This is a genomic window from Salegentibacter sediminis, from assembly GCF_002078605.1.
Lineage (GTDB): Bacteria > Bacteroidota > Bacteroidia > Flavobacteriales > Flavobacteriaceae > Salegentibacter > Salegentibacter sediminis.
Genome location: NZ_MSJR01000001.1, coordinates 63,452 through 82,453 on the forward strand (window position 1 = coordinate 63,452; position 19,002 = coordinate 82,453).

Here is a 19,002-nt window from a genome sequence, read left to right on the forward strand (position 1 = left end):
AATAGATAAATTAAAAATTAAAATTAATGATGTTCATGTTCCGCAACCGCCATTCCGATAAACAGGGCAGACAGCATTGTAAAAATAAACGCTTGAAGGAATGCTACCAGCAATTCCAGTATTGTGATGAAAAGTGCAAACGGTACCGAAATTCCGGCTACACCGGCACTCTCCAGTATAAATATCAATCCTAATAAACTCAAAATAATAATATGACCCGCCGTAATATTAGCAAACAAACGAATCATAAGGGCGATTGGCTTAATAAAAACACCCAACACCTCCACTACAGCCAAAATAGGCTTTACAAACGTAGGAATACCCGGCATCCAGAACACGTGTTTCCAGTAGTCTTTATTTCCATTCATAACGATAAGTGCAAGGGTGAATAACCCAAGAGAAACCGTTACTGCAATATTACCTGTTACGTTAGCCGCCCCAGGCAAAAGACCTAATAAGTTGGTGATCCAGATAAAGAAAAACACGGTAAGCAAAAAGGGCATAAACTTCATATACTTCTTTTCGCCAATTTGTGGTTTTGCGATCTCATCGCGCACAAATAAAACCAGGGTTTCCAATACATTATTGAAACCTTTTGGAGCGTGTTCGTTCTTCTTATGAAAACCGGCCAATCCAAAGAAAAACCAGATCATTAAAATCACGGTTAAAAACATGGCCGCAACATTCTTAGTAATAGAAAGATCCAGAGGTGCAGAAGCATTTTGTGGGTGATGCTCTTCATCAAAAACCACAGTTTCAGCTCCATCTTCCAATTTATAGATGGTTTCGTGATAGTTTACAAAGCTCATCCCATCCTTTTCCACGATGTATTCCCCTTCGGTATCATGATGGAACTCACTGGACATAAAAGTCACCAGGCCGTTCTCAGTCCATAGAATAACAGGTAACGGAAGTGTAAAAGAATTATCGCCTTTCCCGAAAAAATGCCATCCATGGGAATCTCCAATATGATGCAGGATCATATCTGTAGGATTAAATTTTTCTTCAGTTTCATTTTCAACCGGATCGGCCGAGGCAAAAGCTAAAAAAGGAAGTAAGGCGAAGGCTAGTGTTAACGTCACTATAATCTTAAAAGATTTATGTGCTATCATAGTACCTGTTCTGCTTAAAAATTATGGGCTCTAAATTTCGCTGCAAAGGTATACTTTTAATTTTTATCTGAAAGCCCCACTTATAAATTTTTAAACCGAAACTTCATTTTAAGGATTTCGTTGAGAGACAATCACTTATTTTAAATTAATAAGCTTCACGACATAAAGGGTTTCAAAGATCAAAAACAAAAAATAAGGGATAAAAAAAGCAAGGATATTTAAAAAAACCGAGGAGACTTCACTTAAAATGAGGGGTAAAAGGAATACAATCGCCGCCAGCATCTTTAAAAGACTAAGACCCATAAAAGCAAAACCGGTTTTGTCCTGAAAATTATGATGCACCCAAATCAGAATGCTGTAAATGATGAAAGTAGCGAAAAAGTGAAAAAGATAAACCGCCCAAACAGGATAGAAGAGCTCACTTTCAAAAATAAAATTCAACAGTAAATATTGTGTTACAAAAAGTAGGATGCTAAAAGGAAGAAAAACCTTTAAAAATCCTGATAATTTATTATTCTGCATAATATTAATCCTCGTCGCTTATATCCTTTAAACCTCTAAAAACCTGGTAAAGGGCCACAAACACCCCCAGCAGGGAGAGTGAAATGGTATAAGCTGAATATTTATTCGGAAATTTTTCGTCCAACCAAATCCCAGCAAAAACACCGGCTGCGATAATAATGCCCATCTGAAAGGCAATATTCACATAGGCCAAATACTTATTAGGCTGATCTTTTTTCATCCTTTTGTTTAAGCGATTTCACATCGCCATTCATCTGGCAGGTGGCATTAAAAGTGGCTCCAGGCTCAATAGCAAGTTTCCCGGCACTAACTTCCCCTTCAATAACCGCCGAGGCCCTCAGGCTTAAAGTTCCTGTTACATGTAGATTTCCGTCTATTTTACCTTCAATATCGGCATGTTGGCATTCCAATTTACCTTTTATTAGTCCGCCTTCGCTAATCACCACCTTCCCGGCGGTTGTAAGGTTGCCGTCTAAAGTGCCTTCAATCCTGAATCCTCCTTTCCCGCTAATGTCTCCGGTGATAGTGGTTCCGGCGGCAATTCGGTTTTGTTCATTGGTATTTCCTGGTAGGGACTTAGATTTTTTTTGATCTGAAAACATAAGTAGGGTTTTAATTATTGGGGAGTGGGTAAGCGTCTAAATTTTTATGAATTTGTACAATTCTATAATTTTCTGTTGATATGGCAATGGCCTCATCATCAATTTTAAATTCCTTATTCTGAAGCAATTCTGTAAAGCCTAAAGCCCTTTTTCTGTTCTCTAATCCATGAACCACTACAAAAATAGTAGCGGGATCATAAATATCCACAGAAGTTTTAAGCCCGTAACCCAGCTTCGCAATGGCATTGTCTATTTTCGCTTTTAGGCTTGAAGCCGCTTCCTTTTCGGCAAAATCAAAGGTGTAGATCAACTTAAAATTAGTTTGAATACTGTCCCGGTTAAATTCCATTCCCGAAAGTGCTGGAATAGTCTTATTGATTAATTCCCGTGCTTTCTTCCCCTCTTCAGTTTGAGAATAGGTTAAAGCAACATGGTTAAGGGCATCCTTATAAGCCTCAAGTCCAAGTAATCTACCGGTGGCCATAGCTTTTAATAATTCAAATTTTGGCAGGATCTCCTCTCCAGAAAATTCATTGATATACTTGTTGGTCTCCACGAGGACCTCATCATATTTTTCCTCTTCAAATCTTCTGTAAACTTCAGCATAAATCGCTTCAGGAGAATTCTCATCTTCTGTAATAGCCCGGGGATTTAAAATATAAGTAGCATAACGTGAATCGGGATAATTTTTGAGGATATCCTGCTTTATGCTTTCCTGATCAGCGAGACGGCCCATAGTCCCATATATTTGGTATAAATTATATTTAGCGGGAAGAATAAGGTCTTCGTTTGTACTGTCATTCAGCAAGGCTTCGAGATTTTCAGCAGCTCTTTGATATTGCTTATATTTTTCTTTGTAAATAATTCCCAATTGATAGCGGGCCATATTGCGATCACTGGCCAGGCTATCCAGGATTCGTTGATCTGTAGGGATCATATCTACGTAAGTCATAGGATCAAAACGCGGGTCATCCTCAAAATTTATTTCAGCAAGTTCAGATTCTTCGGTCGTATCCCGCTCAACAAAACCAAGTTCACCCCATCGCCAATTATCTGCTAAAGGCCGGTTCCCCCAAATATTTTTAAAAGTCTGAAGTCCGTTTTGCAACCTGCTTTCGTTATAAAAATAGAAATTACGGGCGCCTCCGGGAGCTGGCATCCCCCCTGGACCCGGAAGTGAAGTCTGCGGAAGATCTTCCACAACGATTCCAGCGAGTCTATCAGACTCGGCTTTTGTTTTTAAGTCTTCAATATGAGCCGTAAAATACTCAAGTTGTTCATCAGGAAGCATACTGCTCAGTCTTAAAATACTGTCGTTTCTTGCCAGACTTTCTTCATATAAAATAACATCTTCCAGGTTATCGCGTTTCTTTTTGATAGTCCGGTATTCCCTTAGTCGGGGAGACATCACCGCCAGGGTACTGTCGTAATATTTACTGGCATCGCGATATTTTGCATCCTCAAAGTTCCTGTTGGCCAGGATCTCATAATTAATAGATTTTAAAAATTTATCGCTAATTGGGGCTCGCAATGATTTATTATAATATTCCACCGCAAGACGCGTGGAATCGATATTCCGGTAATATTCCCCTATTTGAAAATAGATCTTATCGAGATACGGCCGGTTTTCCCGGTCTTCTTCCAGTTCTGTAAGCAATTCTCTTAATTGGTAATTTTCTCCCTGGTTGTAATCGAAATTCCGGGCTTTTGCCACATAGGCGTTAACCATATAAACCCTTGGAGATTTTCGGTTTAATTCTATAACCTTATCGAAAGCCTTATTCGCAGGACCGGGTTGTTCTATCCGGTTATACAGCTGCCCCAGAATGTAATAATATCTCCCTTTTTGCTCATTTTTATCGGTAAGTTCTGCAGCTTTTTGGAGTGGTACCACGGCACTATCAAGCTGTTGAAGATTAACAAAGGCCTGGGCTAAAGTGGCATTGGCATCGGCGAAGGCCTGACTTTCCAGGTCTTCCTGCCTCAGGATATTTTTTAAATTTTTGATTGCAAGCCGATTATTGTCCAACCGCATATTCGTTTTTTCCCGCCAAATCTGGGCGGTATTTATATTATTGCTCGCCGGATATTTGTGCAGGATATAGTTGAAGGCTTCGAGCGCCGGGATAAACCGCTGCTCATAATATCTTGCCTTTCCCAGCAACAGATAAGCTTCATCTATTTGTGGGTTTCGCTCCTTCCCTTCAATTAGCATGGAGTGTTTCTGAATGGCTTTTACTGCTTTTTCTTCGGCTACACCAAAATTCTTATTTCTAATGCTATCCGGAAGCAGGATTTGCTCATCAATTTGCATACGCTCTATAGGAAGGATATCCCAGAAATTATCTTCGTAAGCCTGGATAAGTTCCTCCCGCCCTTGCTCCAGAGCGAGATTGCCGTTATAAAGGGTATTATACTCTGTAGTTACCGCATGGTAGTTCCGGTTTAGAAATTTGTTTTTTTTGCGCGAACAGCCAAGAACACCGCCCACCAGGATAAGAAGCACAAAAATTTTAGTAAAAATATTCAAAATCAACCGGTTCTGGATAGTATAATTAACTCAACTACCACTGTTTTAGTATGTAAAAATACGCTTCTTTTTAGAAACAAAAACCGGTTTTTAGATATTCTCGGGTTGGTGCAGCTTATGTTCTCCCGAAAAATAATCTTCCAGCTCCTTCAAGGTTGCTTCTGAAGTCTCTATGTCTTTCACCACTTCCCCTTTATCCAACACCACTATACGTTCACAAACTTCGGTAACATGAATCAAATCGTGGCTGGAGATAAGAAAGCTGGTGGTATTAGTTGCGGCCCGTTCTCTAATGATCTTTTTTAACCGAATCTGGGTAGTTGGATCAAGGTTGGCAAAAGGTTCATCTAAGATCACTACCCGTGGATCCCCTATAAGAGCGGCTACAATGCCTACCTTTTTCTGATTTCCTTTGGAAAGGTCACGCAGGTACTTTTTACGGCCGAGAATCTCCCCATGGAAAAAGTCTTCAAATTCTGCTAAAAGCCCATCTACATCGGCTTTGTTGCGATTTCTTAACTCCCCCACGAAATAAAAATATTCTTCAGGGGTGAGATATCCAATCAGGAAGCTTTCATCAATAAAAGAAGAGGTAAAGCTTTTCCATTCTTCGTTTTGACTTACGGTAATTTCGTGATTGAATATATTCCCCGTGGTGGGTTGAATAAGATCCAGGAGAAGACTGAAAAACGTGGTTTTTCCTGCCCCGTTATTTCCAACCAGGCCAAAATTCTGGCCAGCCGGGATATCGAGGTGCTCTATATCAAGAACCTTTATTCCATTGTAAACTTTGGTGATATTCGTTGCGGTAATCATAAATTAGATATTTATTCTGTGGTTTCTTTAAAACCATTAATCATTGCATATTTTCTTTCCTGGTAGCGTTTGGCGATGCCATTTAACAACAGCGGCCTTAAAAGCAGGCCGGCAACTCCCAGAGCCGACAAGAGTCCTAAGGCTGTTTCCATTCCTAAAAATTTGTCTGTAAGCCAATAAATCAGCACGGGTAACGCCATTAATGGCAAACTTACCAGCCATTGTGTGGCTCCGGTTCCCTGATAATTCATAAACGGACTTTTATCCAGGTCTATTCGCTTTTTATTAAATGATCCGGCATATAATAATATGGGTACGTTCACGCCTATATTATATAACGCACAAACCATATTTATTAATAAAATATTCCACCCAAAGTAGATATAAGGTGTAGATAGGACCGCTAAAACCACTACGCTAAAACTTATAAGCCCGGCTTTAGAGGCCAGGTATTGTTTCATCGGTATATTCTGCGACATGATCATCGGGTAGTAGGAAGCATCCCAGGAAGGCACAAACTGGCCGAAATTGATCATAAAAATACCTGTGATGAAAATTCCGACGAAAACATAAAACCAGGGCATCCCCTGATAAATGTCATTGGGATAAAAGAAAAGCCCGTATCCCAATAACAACAGAGACATATAAATGGTGGTCTTTGGCCTTTTATTTCTCCAAATAAGTTTGAGATCTAATTGTAGAAAAGGCGCTATACCCCCAAATTTTCGGGTCCACTCGAAATCACGGGTATCGTTGCTGGCCTTTTTTTGCTTCAAACCGGCATCCAGGTAGAATTCACCTTCCAGGTTATGTTGGTTCCATTTGTAAAGAATGACCAGTAAAATAACCGGAATCACAGCTAAATAAGGAGTGACCAAAACAAAATCCAAAAGCCTTCCGAAGTAAAAACTAATTTCAAAAACCTGAAAATATTCTAAGGCCGCTAAAACCACAATGAATAAGATCACGGGGATAAGCGCCTTCAGGTTGTCGGTGAAGCGTTTTTTAATGATAAAATTACTGTAATTCACACATAGGCTTAAGGCAATCATTGCTACCATCCAGCCCAGTATTGATGACACAGAATATTCATTTTTATAGATATTGAAGAGTCCAAAGGGAATTATAATAAATAAAGGAAGGAAGTTATAGAAGGAATACAGGCTTTTTATAAGCACGAAATTCACCACTTTTCGCCTGGGAATAGGCAATAACATAAGCGGTTTTATATCCATCACAGGGAGGGTTTGCAGCATAAACCTCAACCCAAGCTCAAGGACCAACCAAAACAAAACAAAGCTATTTACAAGTTGAAGCGGATCTTCGCCGGGAAAAAATTCCTGTAAAAGTGGGTATAAGCCTACCCCGAAAAATAAAAATACAGCAGAGAAATAAAGAGCCAGGAAAAACATCAGAATTCTAAGGCCCAGACTTTTCCCCAGACTTGCCGACCTAAAAAAAGCTTTCCACTCCAGAGATAAAAAACGAGTAAACATAATTGCTAATTTCCAATGTAAGTAATGAAAAATAGTCAATTGTTACACTATAAAGTAGCACATACTTTGTATTTTTGCACTCAAAATTATTTTTTGAATGCAAAAGTTTCACAAACTAAAGATTAAAGAAGTAATAAGGGAAACCCCCCAAGCGGTAAGTTTATCCTTTATAATTCCTGAAGATCTAAAGGAAGAATTCACTTATAAAGCCGGCCAGTATATCACCATTAAAACAGAGGTAGACGGCGAAGAGATACGCAGGGCTTATTCGCTATGTTCGGCTCCGGGCAGCGGAGATTTTAAAGTTACCGTAAAGGAGGTTGAAGGCGGAAAATTCTCTGTGATCGCAAATAATAAACTCCGGGCCGGGGATGAGTTGGAAGTACATCCACCGGAGGGTAAATTTATCCTGGAACCTGGTACTGAACCTAAAAATTACGCGGCTTTTGCCGCCGGAAGCGGGATCACCCCGGTGCTTTCTATTCTAAAAACCGTGTTAGCCGAAGAGCCAAAAAGCCGTTTTATCCTTACCTACGGAAATAAATCTCCAGAGGAAACCATATTCTTCAAAGAATTATTGGAGCTTCAGGCAAAGTTTCCAGATAGGCTGTTCATCGAATTTGTATATAGTCGTACCAGAGAAGAGAAATCACATTTTGGCCGCATTGAGACCAGCACGGTGAATTTTGTAGTGAAAAATAAATTCAAAGATCATCCTTTTGCTGGCTATTACCTATGCGGCCCGGAGGAAATGATCGATCAGGTAAAGGGAGTACTTAAAGAAAATGGAGTTTCTGATGATAAAATCCATTTTGAGCTTTTTACCACAGAAGGTACCGGAAGCATCGAAACTAATGTAGAAGGCCAGACAGAACTTACTGTTTTGGTTGATGATGAGGAAAGCACTTTCAGTATGGATTCTAAGGCAACTGTTCTTGATGCCGCATTAGAGCACGACCTTGATGTTCCCTATTCCTGCCAGGGCGGGATTTGCAGTTCCTGCATCGCCCGAATAAAAGAAGGAAAAGCCGAAATGCGCAAAAATCAAATCCTTACCGAGGAAGAAATTGCTGAAGGGCTTATTCTTACCTGCCAGGCTCAACCTTTAACGTCAAAACTTATAGTCGATTACGACGATGTATAGTGCATGATTAAAGGAAAGATTAAAACTAAAAAGGCGGCAATTGCTGCCTTTTTTATTTTAAAACAGGATCTCATAGATCTTTCCCAGGATTTGTTCGGGGGAAATTTCCCGAATGGCGTTCTCATATCCTTCGGGATACTTATTTCCGTAGATTGAAGTAGGGATCTTAGGGTATTTTTCCAAATCAGGCAACAGGCTATTGCCTTCAGGCTGATTAAAAGGCCTGAACCCGGCATAAGGATGGGTAACACCCCAAATACTTATAACTGGGATCCCATACATTGCAGCCATATGGCCATTACCACTGTCCATAGAGACCATAGCATCAAGGTTAGAGATCAGGGCCAGCTCTTCTTCAAAACTCAGCTTCCCGGCCACACTTAAAACACCATCAAATTGTCTTTCCCACAGTTCCAATTGTTCTTTTTCTTTGCTTCCGCCGCCAAAAAGCAACAGCTTTATTTTTTCATTTTTTGAAAGCTTTTTGAGTACTTGGTCCATTAAATCTATTGGATAAGCCTTGGAGTCGTGCTGTGCGAAAGGAGCGATACCCAGCCATTTTTTAGGTTCGGAGCCAAGGAGCTTCTTAATATTTTCTGAAAGTTGTTTTTTCTTCGGAAATTGGTGTGAACTTAAATCTATTGGATACCCCAGGGCTTCAAAAACATCGGCGTAACGCTGATGGGTGGATTTCAGGGGTTTAAAAACCTTGTCTTTTTCACGGGTTAAAGCTTTTTTCTCTTTCCGTCCTTTATTAATCTGTTCCACCGGAATCCCAAAAAGATAAAACACCGATTTCAATACATTGCTCCTTAAAACATTATGAAGATCAGCTACGGCATCAATACCTTCATTGCGTAAATCCTTAGCCAGCCGGGATAAGCCTAAAACCCCTTGATGAACACCATTCACATCGGCCTCGTAAACCGAAACATTAGGAATATCCTGAAACATGGGTTTAAAGAAACCCCGGGTAAGCATGGTGATTTTTAATTGTGGATAGGTAGCAGTAAGGGTTTGCAAAACCGGAACAACCATAGCCACATCTCCCATTGCAGAGAGCCTTATTACCAGAATATGGACGCTCTTTTGGGGAGATGACCAAGCTTGGTTCTTTGTGTTCATTCTACTCATAATTCCGGTGTCGTTTTCCGCAGAAAAAAAGCCATGATTTCACAACATTTTAAATGAAATATGGCTTCCCTCAATTCTAAATGCTGATTATTTCCCCCTTAAAACAGGGTTTAGTTCATCGTCATTATACATCTTCATTTGCTTATAAACTTTCATATATTTATCACCATTGGCAATATCTTCCAGCAACTGATTGATCGCCGTAGAAAGATCTACTCTTTGTTCTAATAAAACCTTCAGTTTTGCATCACATTTTAACTGATGTTCCTGTGACGCATCTTCCCGGTTGGCTTCCTCGTTCATATGATAAATTTTCAAGGCAAGTATAGATAATCGATCTATCGCCCAGGCTAGGCTTTCAGAATTAATTGTGGCATCCTTCTTTGGTTCAACATCCTTAAATTTTTCAAGAAAATAACTATCTATATATTCTACGGTATCGGTGCGGTCCTGATTAGAAGCATCGATCTGGCGTTTAAGCTTAAGTGCCTCAACCGGGTCTATATTTTTATCTCTTATAATGTCTTCATAATGCCATTGAACGGTGTCTATCCAGCATTTACGATACAACAAATGTTCGATAAGCTCACTATCACTGTCGTAGGGATTTGAAAAGGCCTGATCTACCGTATCCTTTTCATGATATTTTTCGATTACTTCCTGAAATATTTTATTCGCTTTGTCTGAAAACATATTCTCTTATTTTCTGAAATGTATAACTATTTGATGCCTCTAAGGCAGTTCTTTTTGCTCAGGCAAAGGTACCATATTTTGAAATAGTTATAAAGCATAAGCCCGGGCATCCCTTAGATCTTCTAAACCTCTAGTTAAGAAACGGGACGAGTAGGGGCATTAAAATGAGTAATCCCAGTAAGATTTCTTTAAAGAGCTTATCTTTTTTCCGCTCAAACCAGGTTGAAGCGATAATGCTCAACGGAACAAAAAAGAAAATAAGTTCGCTTCCATCTTTGGTTGGTGAAAAAACTGCGATAGCAATTGAGGTAATAAGACTAATCAATACCAGGTTAAGCGACGGCCGTAGACTTATACTGGCTTTTTGGAGCAATCTCAGGTAATTGCCTAAGGTCCAGATTAGCACTGCAAGGATTAGGCTTAACGGAATAAGCAAAGAAAGGTCCCTATAATTGCTGAAATCAAAATTCATCGGTTCATACCATTGGGAAAACCCGTAGATATTTTCGTAGGCCACCAAATGGAAGCTTAGATTAAGCAGGTATACCCCCAGGAAAGCTACCAGGGGAATCAACCAGTTCTTAAATTTAGGCAGGTAAAAGAGAATTCCAGCAAAAACCACTACCAGAAAAAGGATAGACCAGAAATAAAAAATTGAAGCGATACAGATCCAAAAGGTAGCGTCGAAAACTTTTTTCTGCATAATCTTTTTAGAACGCAAACTCAGGATGCGCCTAAAGGCAAATAAAACACATAGATTTGCAAAAATCACCTGGGTATTATTGAGCAGGGCAAAAAAAGAAGTGGTAAAAACTGCGAATAACAGGATCTTATAGGCACTGCGCCGGGTGAGTTCATTTTTCTTGGCAATAAAATTAAGCACATATACACTTAGCAGAAAAGCAAGAAGAACCGCCAGGTTTTCCAAAAAGATAGCCAGGTTAAAAGCCAGGAAATTATCTCTGAAATTAGCGATCACAAAAATAAGCGTCATAAAAAGCGCTACCACTATTCCATTATGTGGTTTTGATTTACCAAAAAAGCTTGTTAGCATTCCCGTTTTTTATATTTTTGTAATCTAAATTATAACAAAGTTATCATTTGAAGGCCTTTTAGGCCAGTTATCAATTGGCCACGCTTTATAAACAGCAAAGAGCCATAAAAATTATTAAAATGAAAGATTTTTTTGAAGGAATCGCATGGCTTTTTGAAGAGGTGTTGTTTATCCCATTAGATGCGCTTCGTAAATTGGAATTAGACTCCTGGTGGGCAGCCAACGCCATTAATTTTATTTTTATCCTTATTGGATTTGCTGCTTTTTTCTACTGGATGAAACAGCTTAAAAAATTTAACGATAACAACGAAGAAAACCGGGATCCTTCTGCTCATTCATTTTTAGGATAAGTCGAAACCAAGGTCCTTTCTATAATACATCTTATCAAAATGTAATTTCTCTGCATTTTGATAAGATTTTTTTAGCGCTTCTTTGTAATCTGTTCCGAACGAAGTTATTGCTATAACTCGTCCTCCACTGGTCACGATTTTTTCTTCCTCTATTTTAGTGCCAGCATGAAATACAATGCTATCCTGAACAGCATCAAACCCAGTGATTTCTTTCCCTTTTTCATAAGCCTCAGGATAACCACCTGAAACCAACATTACAGTAGTAGCCGCCTGCTCATCTATCTCAAGGCTTGCCTCATTCAGCTTTACCTCAGAGACCTTTTCCAACAATTCAACAAGATCAGATTTTATCCTGGGTAGTACAACCTCCGTCTCGGGATCGCCCATTCTAACATTGTATTCTATTACAAAAGGCTCCTCCCCCACTTTTATTAAGCCTATAAAAATAAATCCTTTATAATCTATTGCTTCTTTTTGTAAACCCTTTACGGTAGGTTTTACAATTCGTTCTTCAATTTTCTCCATCAAGTCCTTATCGGCAAATGGCACTGGGGAAATAGCCCCCATTCCTCCGGTATTAAGCCCGGTGTCTCCTTCTCCTATTCGTTTATAATCTTTTGCGGTGGGAAGAATCTTATAATTTTTACCATCGGTAAGCACAAAAACGCTGAGCTCTATTCCATCTAGGAATTCTTCTATCACCACTTTAGCACTCGCTGCTCCAAATTTCTTATCAGAAAGCATACTTTCGAGTTCAGCTTTCGCCTCATCAAGGCTGTCAAGGATCAAAACCCCTTTCCCGGCGGCAAGACCATCAGCTTTTAAAACATAAGGAGGTGTTAGCGTTTCCAGGAATTTTTTCCCCGCCTCCAGGCTTTCTACAGTAAAACTTTCATAAGCCGCGGTAGGGATGTTGTGCATGGCCATAAATTCCTTGGCACGCTCTTTACTGCCCTCAAGCAAAGCCCCGCGTTTGGAAGGTCCAATTACTTTTACCGACTTCAATTCCGGGTCTTCAGCAAAAAAATCGGTTATTCCCTGTACCAAGGGATCTTCTGGACCTACAATGAGCATTTCTATTTCTTGCTCTAACACGAAATTTCTAATACTTTCAAAATCGCTGAGCTTTAGGTCTACATTTTCAGCAATTTGAGCGGTTCCAGCATTGCCGGGCGCCACAAAAAGTTTAGTGCATTTTTTGCTTTGGGCAACTTTCCATGCAAAGCTGTGTTCACGGCCTCCGGAGCCAAGTATTAAAATTTTCATTCTGAAAGTCTTTTAAATGTTGTCCCAAAAATAATTGTTTGTAAATTGAAGCACCAATTTATTTCGAATAAAAACGCAATTTGCCCTTGAACTGGTTTAAGCTGTCCCTACAACTCAATAAATTTCCCATAAACCGGGCACAAAGACTTTTAGGTAAAATCCGGGAGATTCCTGAAGATTATTATGGGGATTACCTGGAGAGCAAAAAATTCGAAATCCTTGATTATCATTTAAAAAATAATCCGTTCTACCGGGAATTTAGTGGAAAAGATAAGTTTGAAAAATGGGAAGAGGTGCCGGTACTTCATAAAGCTCAACTTCAACAGAAACTAAAACACAGGCTCAGCAAGAATTTCAAAAAACGCAATATTTATGTGGGGAAAACCTCGGGCAGTAGCGGAGAGCCGTTTATTTTCGCCAAGGACCGGTTTTGTCATGCCTTAAGTTGGGCCGGATTTCAGGATCGATACCAATGGCACGGCATAGACCTCAACAAGAGTTTACAAGCCCGTTTTTACGGGATACCCCTGGATCTTTACGGCAATCTTCAGGAACGATTTAAAGATAGAATCAGCCTACGAAGACGCTTCAATATATTTGATCTCAGCGACAGGAAGATGGAGATTTTTCTTGATCGGTTTCAAAAATCAAAATTCGACTACATAAACGGATATACCAGTGCAATCCTTCTTTTCGCTAAATACCTTAAAAGCAGAGATATTATTTTAAAAGAGGTTTGCCCCTCCTTAAAACTTTGTATTGTGACTTCAGAGCGACTTTTTAAAGAGGATAAGGAGCTTATTGAAAGTGCAACGGGTGTTCCGGTGATTAACGAGTATGGAGCCAGTGAGGTTGGTTTAATCGCCTTTGAAGACGAGCATAAAAACTGGATCGTGAATTCGGAAGATCTTTATGTGGAAATCCTGGATGAAAACAACCTCCCGGTGCCCAATGGGCAGGAAGGCCGGGTGGTAATCACCTCCCTTTATAACCTTGCTCATCCTATGATAAGATACGATATAGGTGACACCGGGATACTTTCTGAAAGAAGTACCCCAAAAACCCCTATTCTTCAAAAACTCATTGGCCGAACCAACGATGTGGCAAGGCTGGCAAACGGTAAACTGGTACCCGGACTAACATTTTATTATGTAACTAAAACCATTATTGAAGATAACGGGAACATCAAGGAGTTTGTGGTGGCCCAAACCGCACCCGATAAATTTAAAATTGATTATATAAGCGAAAAAGCTTTTACCGAAACTCAAATTGAACGAATTCTTAGGGCAATTGAGAAGTATGTTGGGGAAGATCTAAAGGTCTTTTTTGAAAGAAAAGAGGTTTTAGATCGGGACAAGAGTGGTAAACTTAAGCAGTTTACTTCCCGAATCTAAGTAGTCTTAAGTTGTTTTCTCTTCACGAAAAAATGTTCTTTCAGAAACATTAGCATACAACGCAGGCTTTTGAAGAAACCAAAGCCAAGAACTTTATTATAAATATTAAAATTGTAGCGCAGCATTTCGAATTTATTTCCTGAAACAGAATTTCTTCTAAGCCGGTAAATCGCCAGAGGTTCCTTTATGCTTTTTGCAGTCTCCGCCCTTTTTACCGCTGCCAGCCATAACCCCCAATCCTGTCTTTTTCTAATTTCAGGGCCATAGATTTTACCGAGTTCTGCAGCATTATAGATTCCGGTAAGATTTCCGATATAATTTGATTTTAATAGTTTCTGGTAAGTTACATAAGGTAAAGCTTGCACGACTTCCCTTCGTTTCTTCCCGTTTTCTGTGATATGTTCATAGCTGGAAAAACAAACCGAGACTTCATTTTCACACATAAAATCCAGCTGAGTGCTGAGTTTATGTGGTTTCCAAAGGTCATCGGCGTCCAGAAATGCAATGTATTTACCATTTGCAGCGCTTATTCCTTTGTTTCTCGAAATTCCTGGCCCTTGATTTTCTTTATTCTGAATTAATTTGATACGCTGGTCTGCAATTGCGAACTCTTGGATTATTACTGAAGTATTATCTGCTGAGGCATCATCAATCACGAGTAATTCCCAATGGGAATAAGTTTGCTCCTGCACAGATTTAATGGAAGCTTCAATAAAGCGTTCGGCATTATAAGCCGGCATGATAACTGAAACCAACGCATTCTGATTCATCACCTTCTTATATGTTTGGAAAAATCTTTATGTTCACTCTTTTTCAGGTCCTCAGGACTTAGATTTTTAAAGTATTCGTAAGTAATTTTCATTCCCTGATCCCGGGGAACCTTAGGCTCCCAGTCTAAGATTTCTTTTGCCCTGGTAATATCGGGTTGGCGTTTAAGGGGATCATCTTGTGGAAGTTCTTTATAAACGATTTTTTGTTGTGTGCCGGTAAGTTTAATGATCTCTTCAGCAAAATCTTTAATGGTGATTTCATCTGGATTACCAATATTCACCGGATCGGTATAATCGCTCAAAAGAAGTCTGTAAATCCCTTCAATCTGGTCGTCTACAAAGCAAAAGGAACGCGTTTGTAGTCCATCTCCAAAAACGGTTAAATCTTCCCCTCTTAATGCCTGGCCAATAAACGCCGGAATTACCCGACCGTCATTGAGTCGCATTCTTGGACCGTAGGTATTAAATATTCGGGCAATCCTGGTTTCCAGCCCGTGAAAACGATGATAAGCCATGGTAATAGATTCCATAAAGCGTTTTGCCTCATCATAAACCCCGCGCGGGCCAATGGAATTTACATTTCCGTAGTATTCTTCGTTTTGAGGATGTACAAGGGGATCTCCATAAACCTCGGAAGTTGAAGCGATAAGAATCCTTGCATTTTTCTCCTTGGCCAGACCAAGACAATGTAAAGTTCCCACCGAACCCACCTTAAGGGTTTGTATTGGAATTTTAAGATAATCTATAGGGCTGGCAGGTGAGGCAAAATGAAGGATGTAATCAAGCTTACCGGGAACATGTACAAATCTTGTTACATCATGATGCAGGAACTCAAAATTCTCATTACCGAAAAGGTGCTCAATATTTTTAAGATCTCCGGTAATGAGGTTATCCATTCCAATCACTCGAAAACCTTCTTTAATAAACCTGTCGCAAAGATGGGATCCCAGAAATCCGGCTGCGCCGGTAATAAGTATTCGTTTTGCCATGTAAAAATCGTTTCTTCCCGTAAATTAATTAAATTTCACGAGAACTGTTGGTGATTAAATTTTCCAGACTTTTCTTCCATTCAGGCACCAGATAATTAAAATTCTCCTGTAATTTTCTTTTATTTAAAACGCTAAAAACCGGGCGTTCTGCCAGGGTTTTATAAAATCCGCTTTTGTTTAGTTCTACCTCATTGCTTTTTCCTGATAGCTCCAGGATTGCCCGGGCAAAATCATACCATGTAGCCTCACCCTCATTACTGAAATGATAAAGCCCAAACTGCGCGTTTTCTTCGCTGATGAGCTGAAGCACAAACTGCGCAAGATCTTTAGCGTTAGTTGGGGTTCCTGTTTGAGCGGTGGTGATATTGAGTCTTGCCCCCTCTTCTGCTTTCTTCAGAATGGTATTGAAAAAATTATGACCGAATTCTGAATATAACCAGGAGGTTCTAAAGATAAAATACTTTTCCATGCCCTGCATGATATATTTCTCCCCTTTCAACTTGGAAGCGCCATACACATTGATGGGATTAACCTTATCGGTTTCCTGGTAAGCTTTGGTTGTTTTCCCGTCAAAAACATAATCGGTCGAAAAATGTATTAAAACCGTCCCGTTATTTTCACAAACCTCAGCCAGGTTCTTCACTCCTTCAGCATTGATTTTAAAAGCCGTTTCTTTATCACTCTCGGCCTTTTCAACATTGGTATAAGCGGCGCAATTAATACAGTAATCGGATTTTTCTTCTGAAAATATTTTCTGTATTTGGTTTTGATCGGTAATATCAAGTTGAGAGGAGTCGAGAAATATAAATTTCAACTCGGGATGTCCCAAAGCGATCTTTTTAAAACACTTTCCCAGTTGTCCCGAAGCACCTGTAACTAAAACCTTTTTCATCCAAAAACCTCCTTTAATTTCGGCTGCGCGAGATCTTTATCTGAGATAATCATCTTTTCCTCCGGAAACTCCCAATCAATGGCGAGATCGGGATCGTTATAGATAATCCCAGCTTCGGCATCGGGATGATAATATTCGTCGCACTTATATGCAAAAACAGACGTTTCAGAAAGGGTTACAAAACCATGCCCGAAGCCTTTGGGAATATACAGCTGATGCAGGTTAACATCATCAAGAATAGTTTTAAACACCTGTTTAAAAGTAGGGGATTCAGGCCTAAGATCAACAACCACATCCAGCACCTTTCCATAGATAGCACGCACTAACTTGGTTTGACCAAACTCACCACGCTGGTAATGCATCCCGCGCAAAACCCCGTGGGTGGAAATAGATTGATTATCCTGCACGAACTCCTTGGTGATTCCCGTGAGATCGATGAATTTTTTCTTATGATAACTCTCCAAGAATAGTCCTCTTTTATCTCTAAAAATATCGGGCTTGATGATAAAACAATCTTTCAGCGGTGTCTCTTTTACCTGCATTTATCCTGGTTTAATTTTCAAAGATCTGGTCAAGGATCTTTTCGGTTATCAAATATGTAGGTTTTACGCCGGTAGTCCCCAATCCCCCTGAGGCAAGAGTGCTTCCGGTTTCCAGAGGATTATCTGAGGCATAATAGGCATATCTCACTTTCACATCTTCTTTGATACTACCCCGCAGCTTGGAGGCTGCCTGGATGGCTTTTTGATAGTGGGCCCCTTCCATTTCGAGGCCGCTTACATTCCAGGTAGAATCATGGAAAAATTTTAAAATATCTTTATTCTGAAGTGAGGTTCCTAAAACCGTGATCATCGCCCCGTCTACAATCTTGATCCCATGGTTTTCAAGATCCTCTTTTTTCAATTCATTTCTGAAAGGATAGTTGTCGGCTGTACCTTCAAAAACGTGAGCGGTAGGGACCATAATATCACCTTTGCCTCCATCAAGAATCCCGGCTTTTCCCATAATGGAAATGGAGGATACGTTCATTTTAATTTCGTTGCCTTCAAAATTAAATGGTTTCAAAAGCTCATCCATAGTTTCGTAAGCCTGCTCTCCAAAGGCGTAATCCATAACCACAATAACAGGTTTTTCGTCCTTCTTAACACCAGCTTTCTTTCCATTATAAGCGTTTTTGAGCTTTGCCGTATCAAAAACCTGCACATCTATATTGGTGCCGCTTTTATCTTCTATGAAATGCATCCCGTTATCCAGAGCTGCTTTCATAACTTTATTCCTGAGTTTCCCATTCCCGCTATCGCTAAGGGCCTCATAAATCTCAAGAACTTTTTTCTTCTTTAGTTCTTCCTTTAAAGCAACCGGCGAATAAAGGGTATTCATAACGCTATGCATATTCGCACTAATAATATGTACCGGGCGATGCATAAGATTTTCCTTTAGGAGAAATTGTTTGATATTATCGGCCCAGATCTCTCCGTGGATATGGTGACCTAATCTTTCCCGCAATACCGGACTAAAAGTTATTATGCGTTTTTCATTTTTTACCGTTTCTGCAATTGCCAGCTTTCCGAGGCTATAGATGATATTAAGAAAACGTTCGGGTTGCCCGGTAGAAGCAAATTTTGGATACAGTGTACACACTTCATTAAAGGTACGTCCAAGAATATTCGCGGTATGTGTTAAAGCAACCTCTCTTTCTTCCCTGCTGAGTTCCGTATCCTGAAGCACCGCTTTTTCCAGTTTTTCCCAATCTCTGGTTACACTGCCTTCTTCATCAATAAGCACACGTCTCATTATTTTATGGGATTCCACAAAGAGAAAAGTAAGATGCGTAAGAATATCGTAGATCTCCGATCTCCCCCGAGTTATCTCAATATTCATCTGCTCTTCGTCAATTCTGTAACAGTTTCTACGACGTTTTGGAGGAACGATAGGTTTAAAATGTGAGTTTCCGTAGCCCTCATCGCTGGTTAAATTGATATAGGTACACTCCTCAATACCAATTGGGAGTCGGTCTACTACATAGAGGAGACCGTTTAGCTCAACTTTATCTTCAGCGATAGATCCATAGATCTCAGGCCTTAGCGTAAGCAAGGCTTCTCTTAAGGTTTCACCAGAAACCCCCATAGGTTTATAGAAACCCCGGTTAAAAAGGTGCCGCATAGTAATGTACATTCGCTCAATGGCATGTGTACTTTCCTGTGCCCGGGTACGGCCTTGTAGTTTTAAATTCACCAT

General features: G+C 39.9%; 19 protein-coding genes. 3 read left to right on the forward strand and 16 right to left on the reverse strand.

The annotated features are described in order from the left end of the window. Positions 1-23: 23 nt before the first annotated feature. The 7 genes from atpB to BUW93_RS00380 all read right to left on the reverse strand — a co-directional run bounded on the left by atpB (position 24) and on the right by BUW93_RS00380 (position 7,078). Positions 24-1,112, reverse strand: coding sequence for a F0F1 ATP synthase subunit A (gene atpB / locus BUW93_RS00350; RefSeq protein ID WP_081208095.1), 1,089 nt, complete (start codon positions 1,110-1,112; stop codon positions 24-26). A 135-nt stretch (positions 1,113-1,247) separates the two neighbouring features. Then, positions 1,248-1,634, reverse strand: coding sequence for a hypothetical protein (locus BUW93_RS00355; RefSeq protein ID WP_081208097.1), 387 nt, complete (start codon positions 1,632-1,634; stop codon positions 1,248-1,250). A gap of 4 nt (positions 1,635-1,638) precedes the next feature. Then, on the reverse strand, positions 1,639-1,854 hold the full coding sequence (locus tag BUW93_RS00360; RefSeq protein ID WP_081208099.1) for an AtpZ/AtpI family protein: 216 nt from the start codon (positions 1,852-1,854) through the stop codon (positions 1,639-1,641). Next, positions 1,835-2,236 (reverse strand): bactofilin family protein, encoded by a 402-nt coding sequence (locus BUW93_RS00365; protein WP_081208101.1) that lies wholly within the window; start codon positions 2,234-2,236, stop codon positions 1,835-1,837. The genes BUW93_RS00360 and BUW93_RS00365 overlap by 20 nt, the downstream gene beginning before the upstream one ends. A gap of 10 nt (positions 2,237-2,246) precedes the next feature. Further along, a complete protein-coding gene (porW, locus tag BUW93_RS00370; RefSeq protein ID WP_081208103.1) occupies positions 2,247-4,766 on the reverse strand; it encodes a type IX secretion system periplasmic lipoprotein PorW/SprE in 2,520 nt (839 codons plus the stop codon). Between the two features lie 90 nt (positions 4,767-4,856). Beyond that, positions 4,857-5,582, reverse strand: a complete 726-nt coding sequence (locus BUW93_RS00375; protein WP_081208105.1) for an ABC transporter ATP-binding protein — start codon at positions 5,580-5,582, stop codon at positions 4,857-4,859. Between the two features lie 11 nt (positions 5,583-5,593). Next, positions 5,594-7,078 carry a DUF5687 family protein gene (locus BUW93_RS00380; protein ID WP_081208107.1) on the reverse strand — a complete coding sequence of 495 codons (1,485 nt, stop codon included), beginning with the start codon at positions 7,076-7,078 and terminating at the stop codon, positions 5,594-5,596. Between the two features lie 97 nt (positions 7,079-7,175). On the opposite strand from BUW93_RS00380, the gene BUW93_RS00385 reads away from it, so the two are divergent. Further along, positions 7,176-8,222: a ferredoxin--NADP reductase gene (locus tag BUW93_RS00385; RefSeq protein ID WP_081208109.1), complete on the forward strand. Its 1,047-nt coding sequence runs from the start codon at positions 7,176-7,178 to the stop codon at positions 8,220-8,222. A 57-nt stretch (positions 8,223-8,279) separates the two neighbouring features. Here BUW93_RS00385 and BUW93_RS00390 read toward each other — a convergent pair whose 3' ends face one another. From BUW93_RS00390 to BUW93_RS00400, 3 genes are all read right to left on the reverse strand, one after another. Continuing rightward, the gene (locus BUW93_RS00390) at positions 8,280-9,347 is read right to left on the reverse strand and encodes a glycosyltransferase family 9 protein (RefSeq protein ID WP_081208111.1); all 1,068 of its coding nucleotides are present in this window, start codon (positions 9,345-9,347) and stop codon (positions 8,280-8,282) included. A 96-nt stretch (positions 9,348-9,443) separates the two neighbouring features. Next, positions 9,444-10,049, reverse strand: coding sequence for a DUF4254 domain-containing protein (locus tag BUW93_RS00395; RefSeq protein WP_081208113.1), 606 nt, complete (start codon positions 10,047-10,049; stop codon positions 9,444-9,446). Positions 10,050-10,179: 130 nt separating this feature from the next. After that, positions 10,180-11,103, reverse strand: a complete 924-nt coding sequence (locus tag BUW93_RS00400; RefSeq protein ID WP_081208115.1) for a DUF6427 family protein — start codon at positions 11,101-11,103, stop codon at positions 10,180-10,182. 119 nt (positions 11,104-11,222) lie between these two features. Between BUW93_RS00400 and BUW93_RS00405 the strand changes: the two genes are divergently transcribed. After that, positions 11,223-11,453 (forward strand): DUF6341 family protein, encoded by a 231-nt coding sequence (locus BUW93_RS00405; RefSeq protein ID WP_081209467.1) that lies wholly within the window; start codon positions 11,223-11,225, stop codon positions 11,451-11,453. On the opposite strand, the gene purD is transcribed toward BUW93_RS00405, so the two are convergent. Continuing rightward, entirely contained in the window at positions 11,445-12,719 is a 1,275-nt protein-coding gene (gene purD, locus BUW93_RS00410; protein WP_081208117.1) for a phosphoribosylamine--glycine ligase, read from the reverse strand. The genes BUW93_RS00405 and purD overlap by 9 nt on opposite strands. 86 nt (positions 12,720-12,805) lie before the next feature. On the opposite strand from purD, the gene BUW93_RS00415 reads away from it, so the two are divergent. After that, entirely contained in the window at positions 12,806-14,113 is a 1,308-nt protein-coding gene (locus tag BUW93_RS00415; protein WP_081208119.1) for a phenylacetate--CoA ligase family protein, read from the forward strand. On the opposite strand, the gene BUW93_RS00420 is transcribed toward BUW93_RS00415, so the two are convergent. Genes BUW93_RS00420 through BUW93_RS00440 form a run of 5 tightly spaced genes read right to left on the reverse strand, consistent with a single transcriptional unit; the run spans position 14,110 to position 19,002 of the window. Then, positions 14,110-14,883: a glycosyltransferase family 2 protein gene (locus BUW93_RS00420; RefSeq protein ID WP_081208121.1), complete on the reverse strand. Its 774-nt coding sequence runs from the start codon at positions 14,881-14,883 to the stop codon at positions 14,110-14,112. The genes BUW93_RS00415 and BUW93_RS00420 overlap by 4 nt on opposite strands. Continuing rightward, a complete protein-coding gene (locus tag BUW93_RS00425; protein ID WP_081208123.1) occupies positions 14,883-15,872 on the reverse strand; it encodes a UDP-glucuronic acid decarboxylase family protein in 990 nt (329 codons plus the stop codon). Before BUW93_RS00425 ends, BUW93_RS00420 begins: the two co-directional genes overlap by 1 nt. A gap of 28 nt (positions 15,873-15,900) precedes the next feature. Then, positions 15,901-16,764 carry a dTDP-4-dehydrorhamnose reductase gene (rfbD, locus tag BUW93_RS00430; RefSeq protein WP_081208125.1) on the reverse strand — a complete coding sequence of 288 codons (864 nt, stop codon included), beginning with the start codon at positions 16,762-16,764 and terminating at the stop codon, positions 15,901-15,903. Next, positions 16,761-17,306, reverse strand: a complete 546-nt coding sequence (gene rfbC, locus BUW93_RS00435; RefSeq protein ID WP_081208127.1) for a dTDP-4-dehydrorhamnose 3,5-epimerase — start codon at positions 17,304-17,306, stop codon at positions 16,761-16,763. The genes rfbD and rfbC overlap by 4 nt, the downstream gene beginning before the upstream one ends. Before the next feature lie 10 nt (positions 17,307-17,316). Next, the gene (locus BUW93_RS00440) at positions 17,317-19,002 is read right to left on the reverse strand and encodes a DUF6909 family protein (RefSeq protein WP_081208129.1); all 1,686 of its coding nucleotides are present in this window, start codon (positions 19,000-19,002) and stop codon (positions 17,317-17,319) included.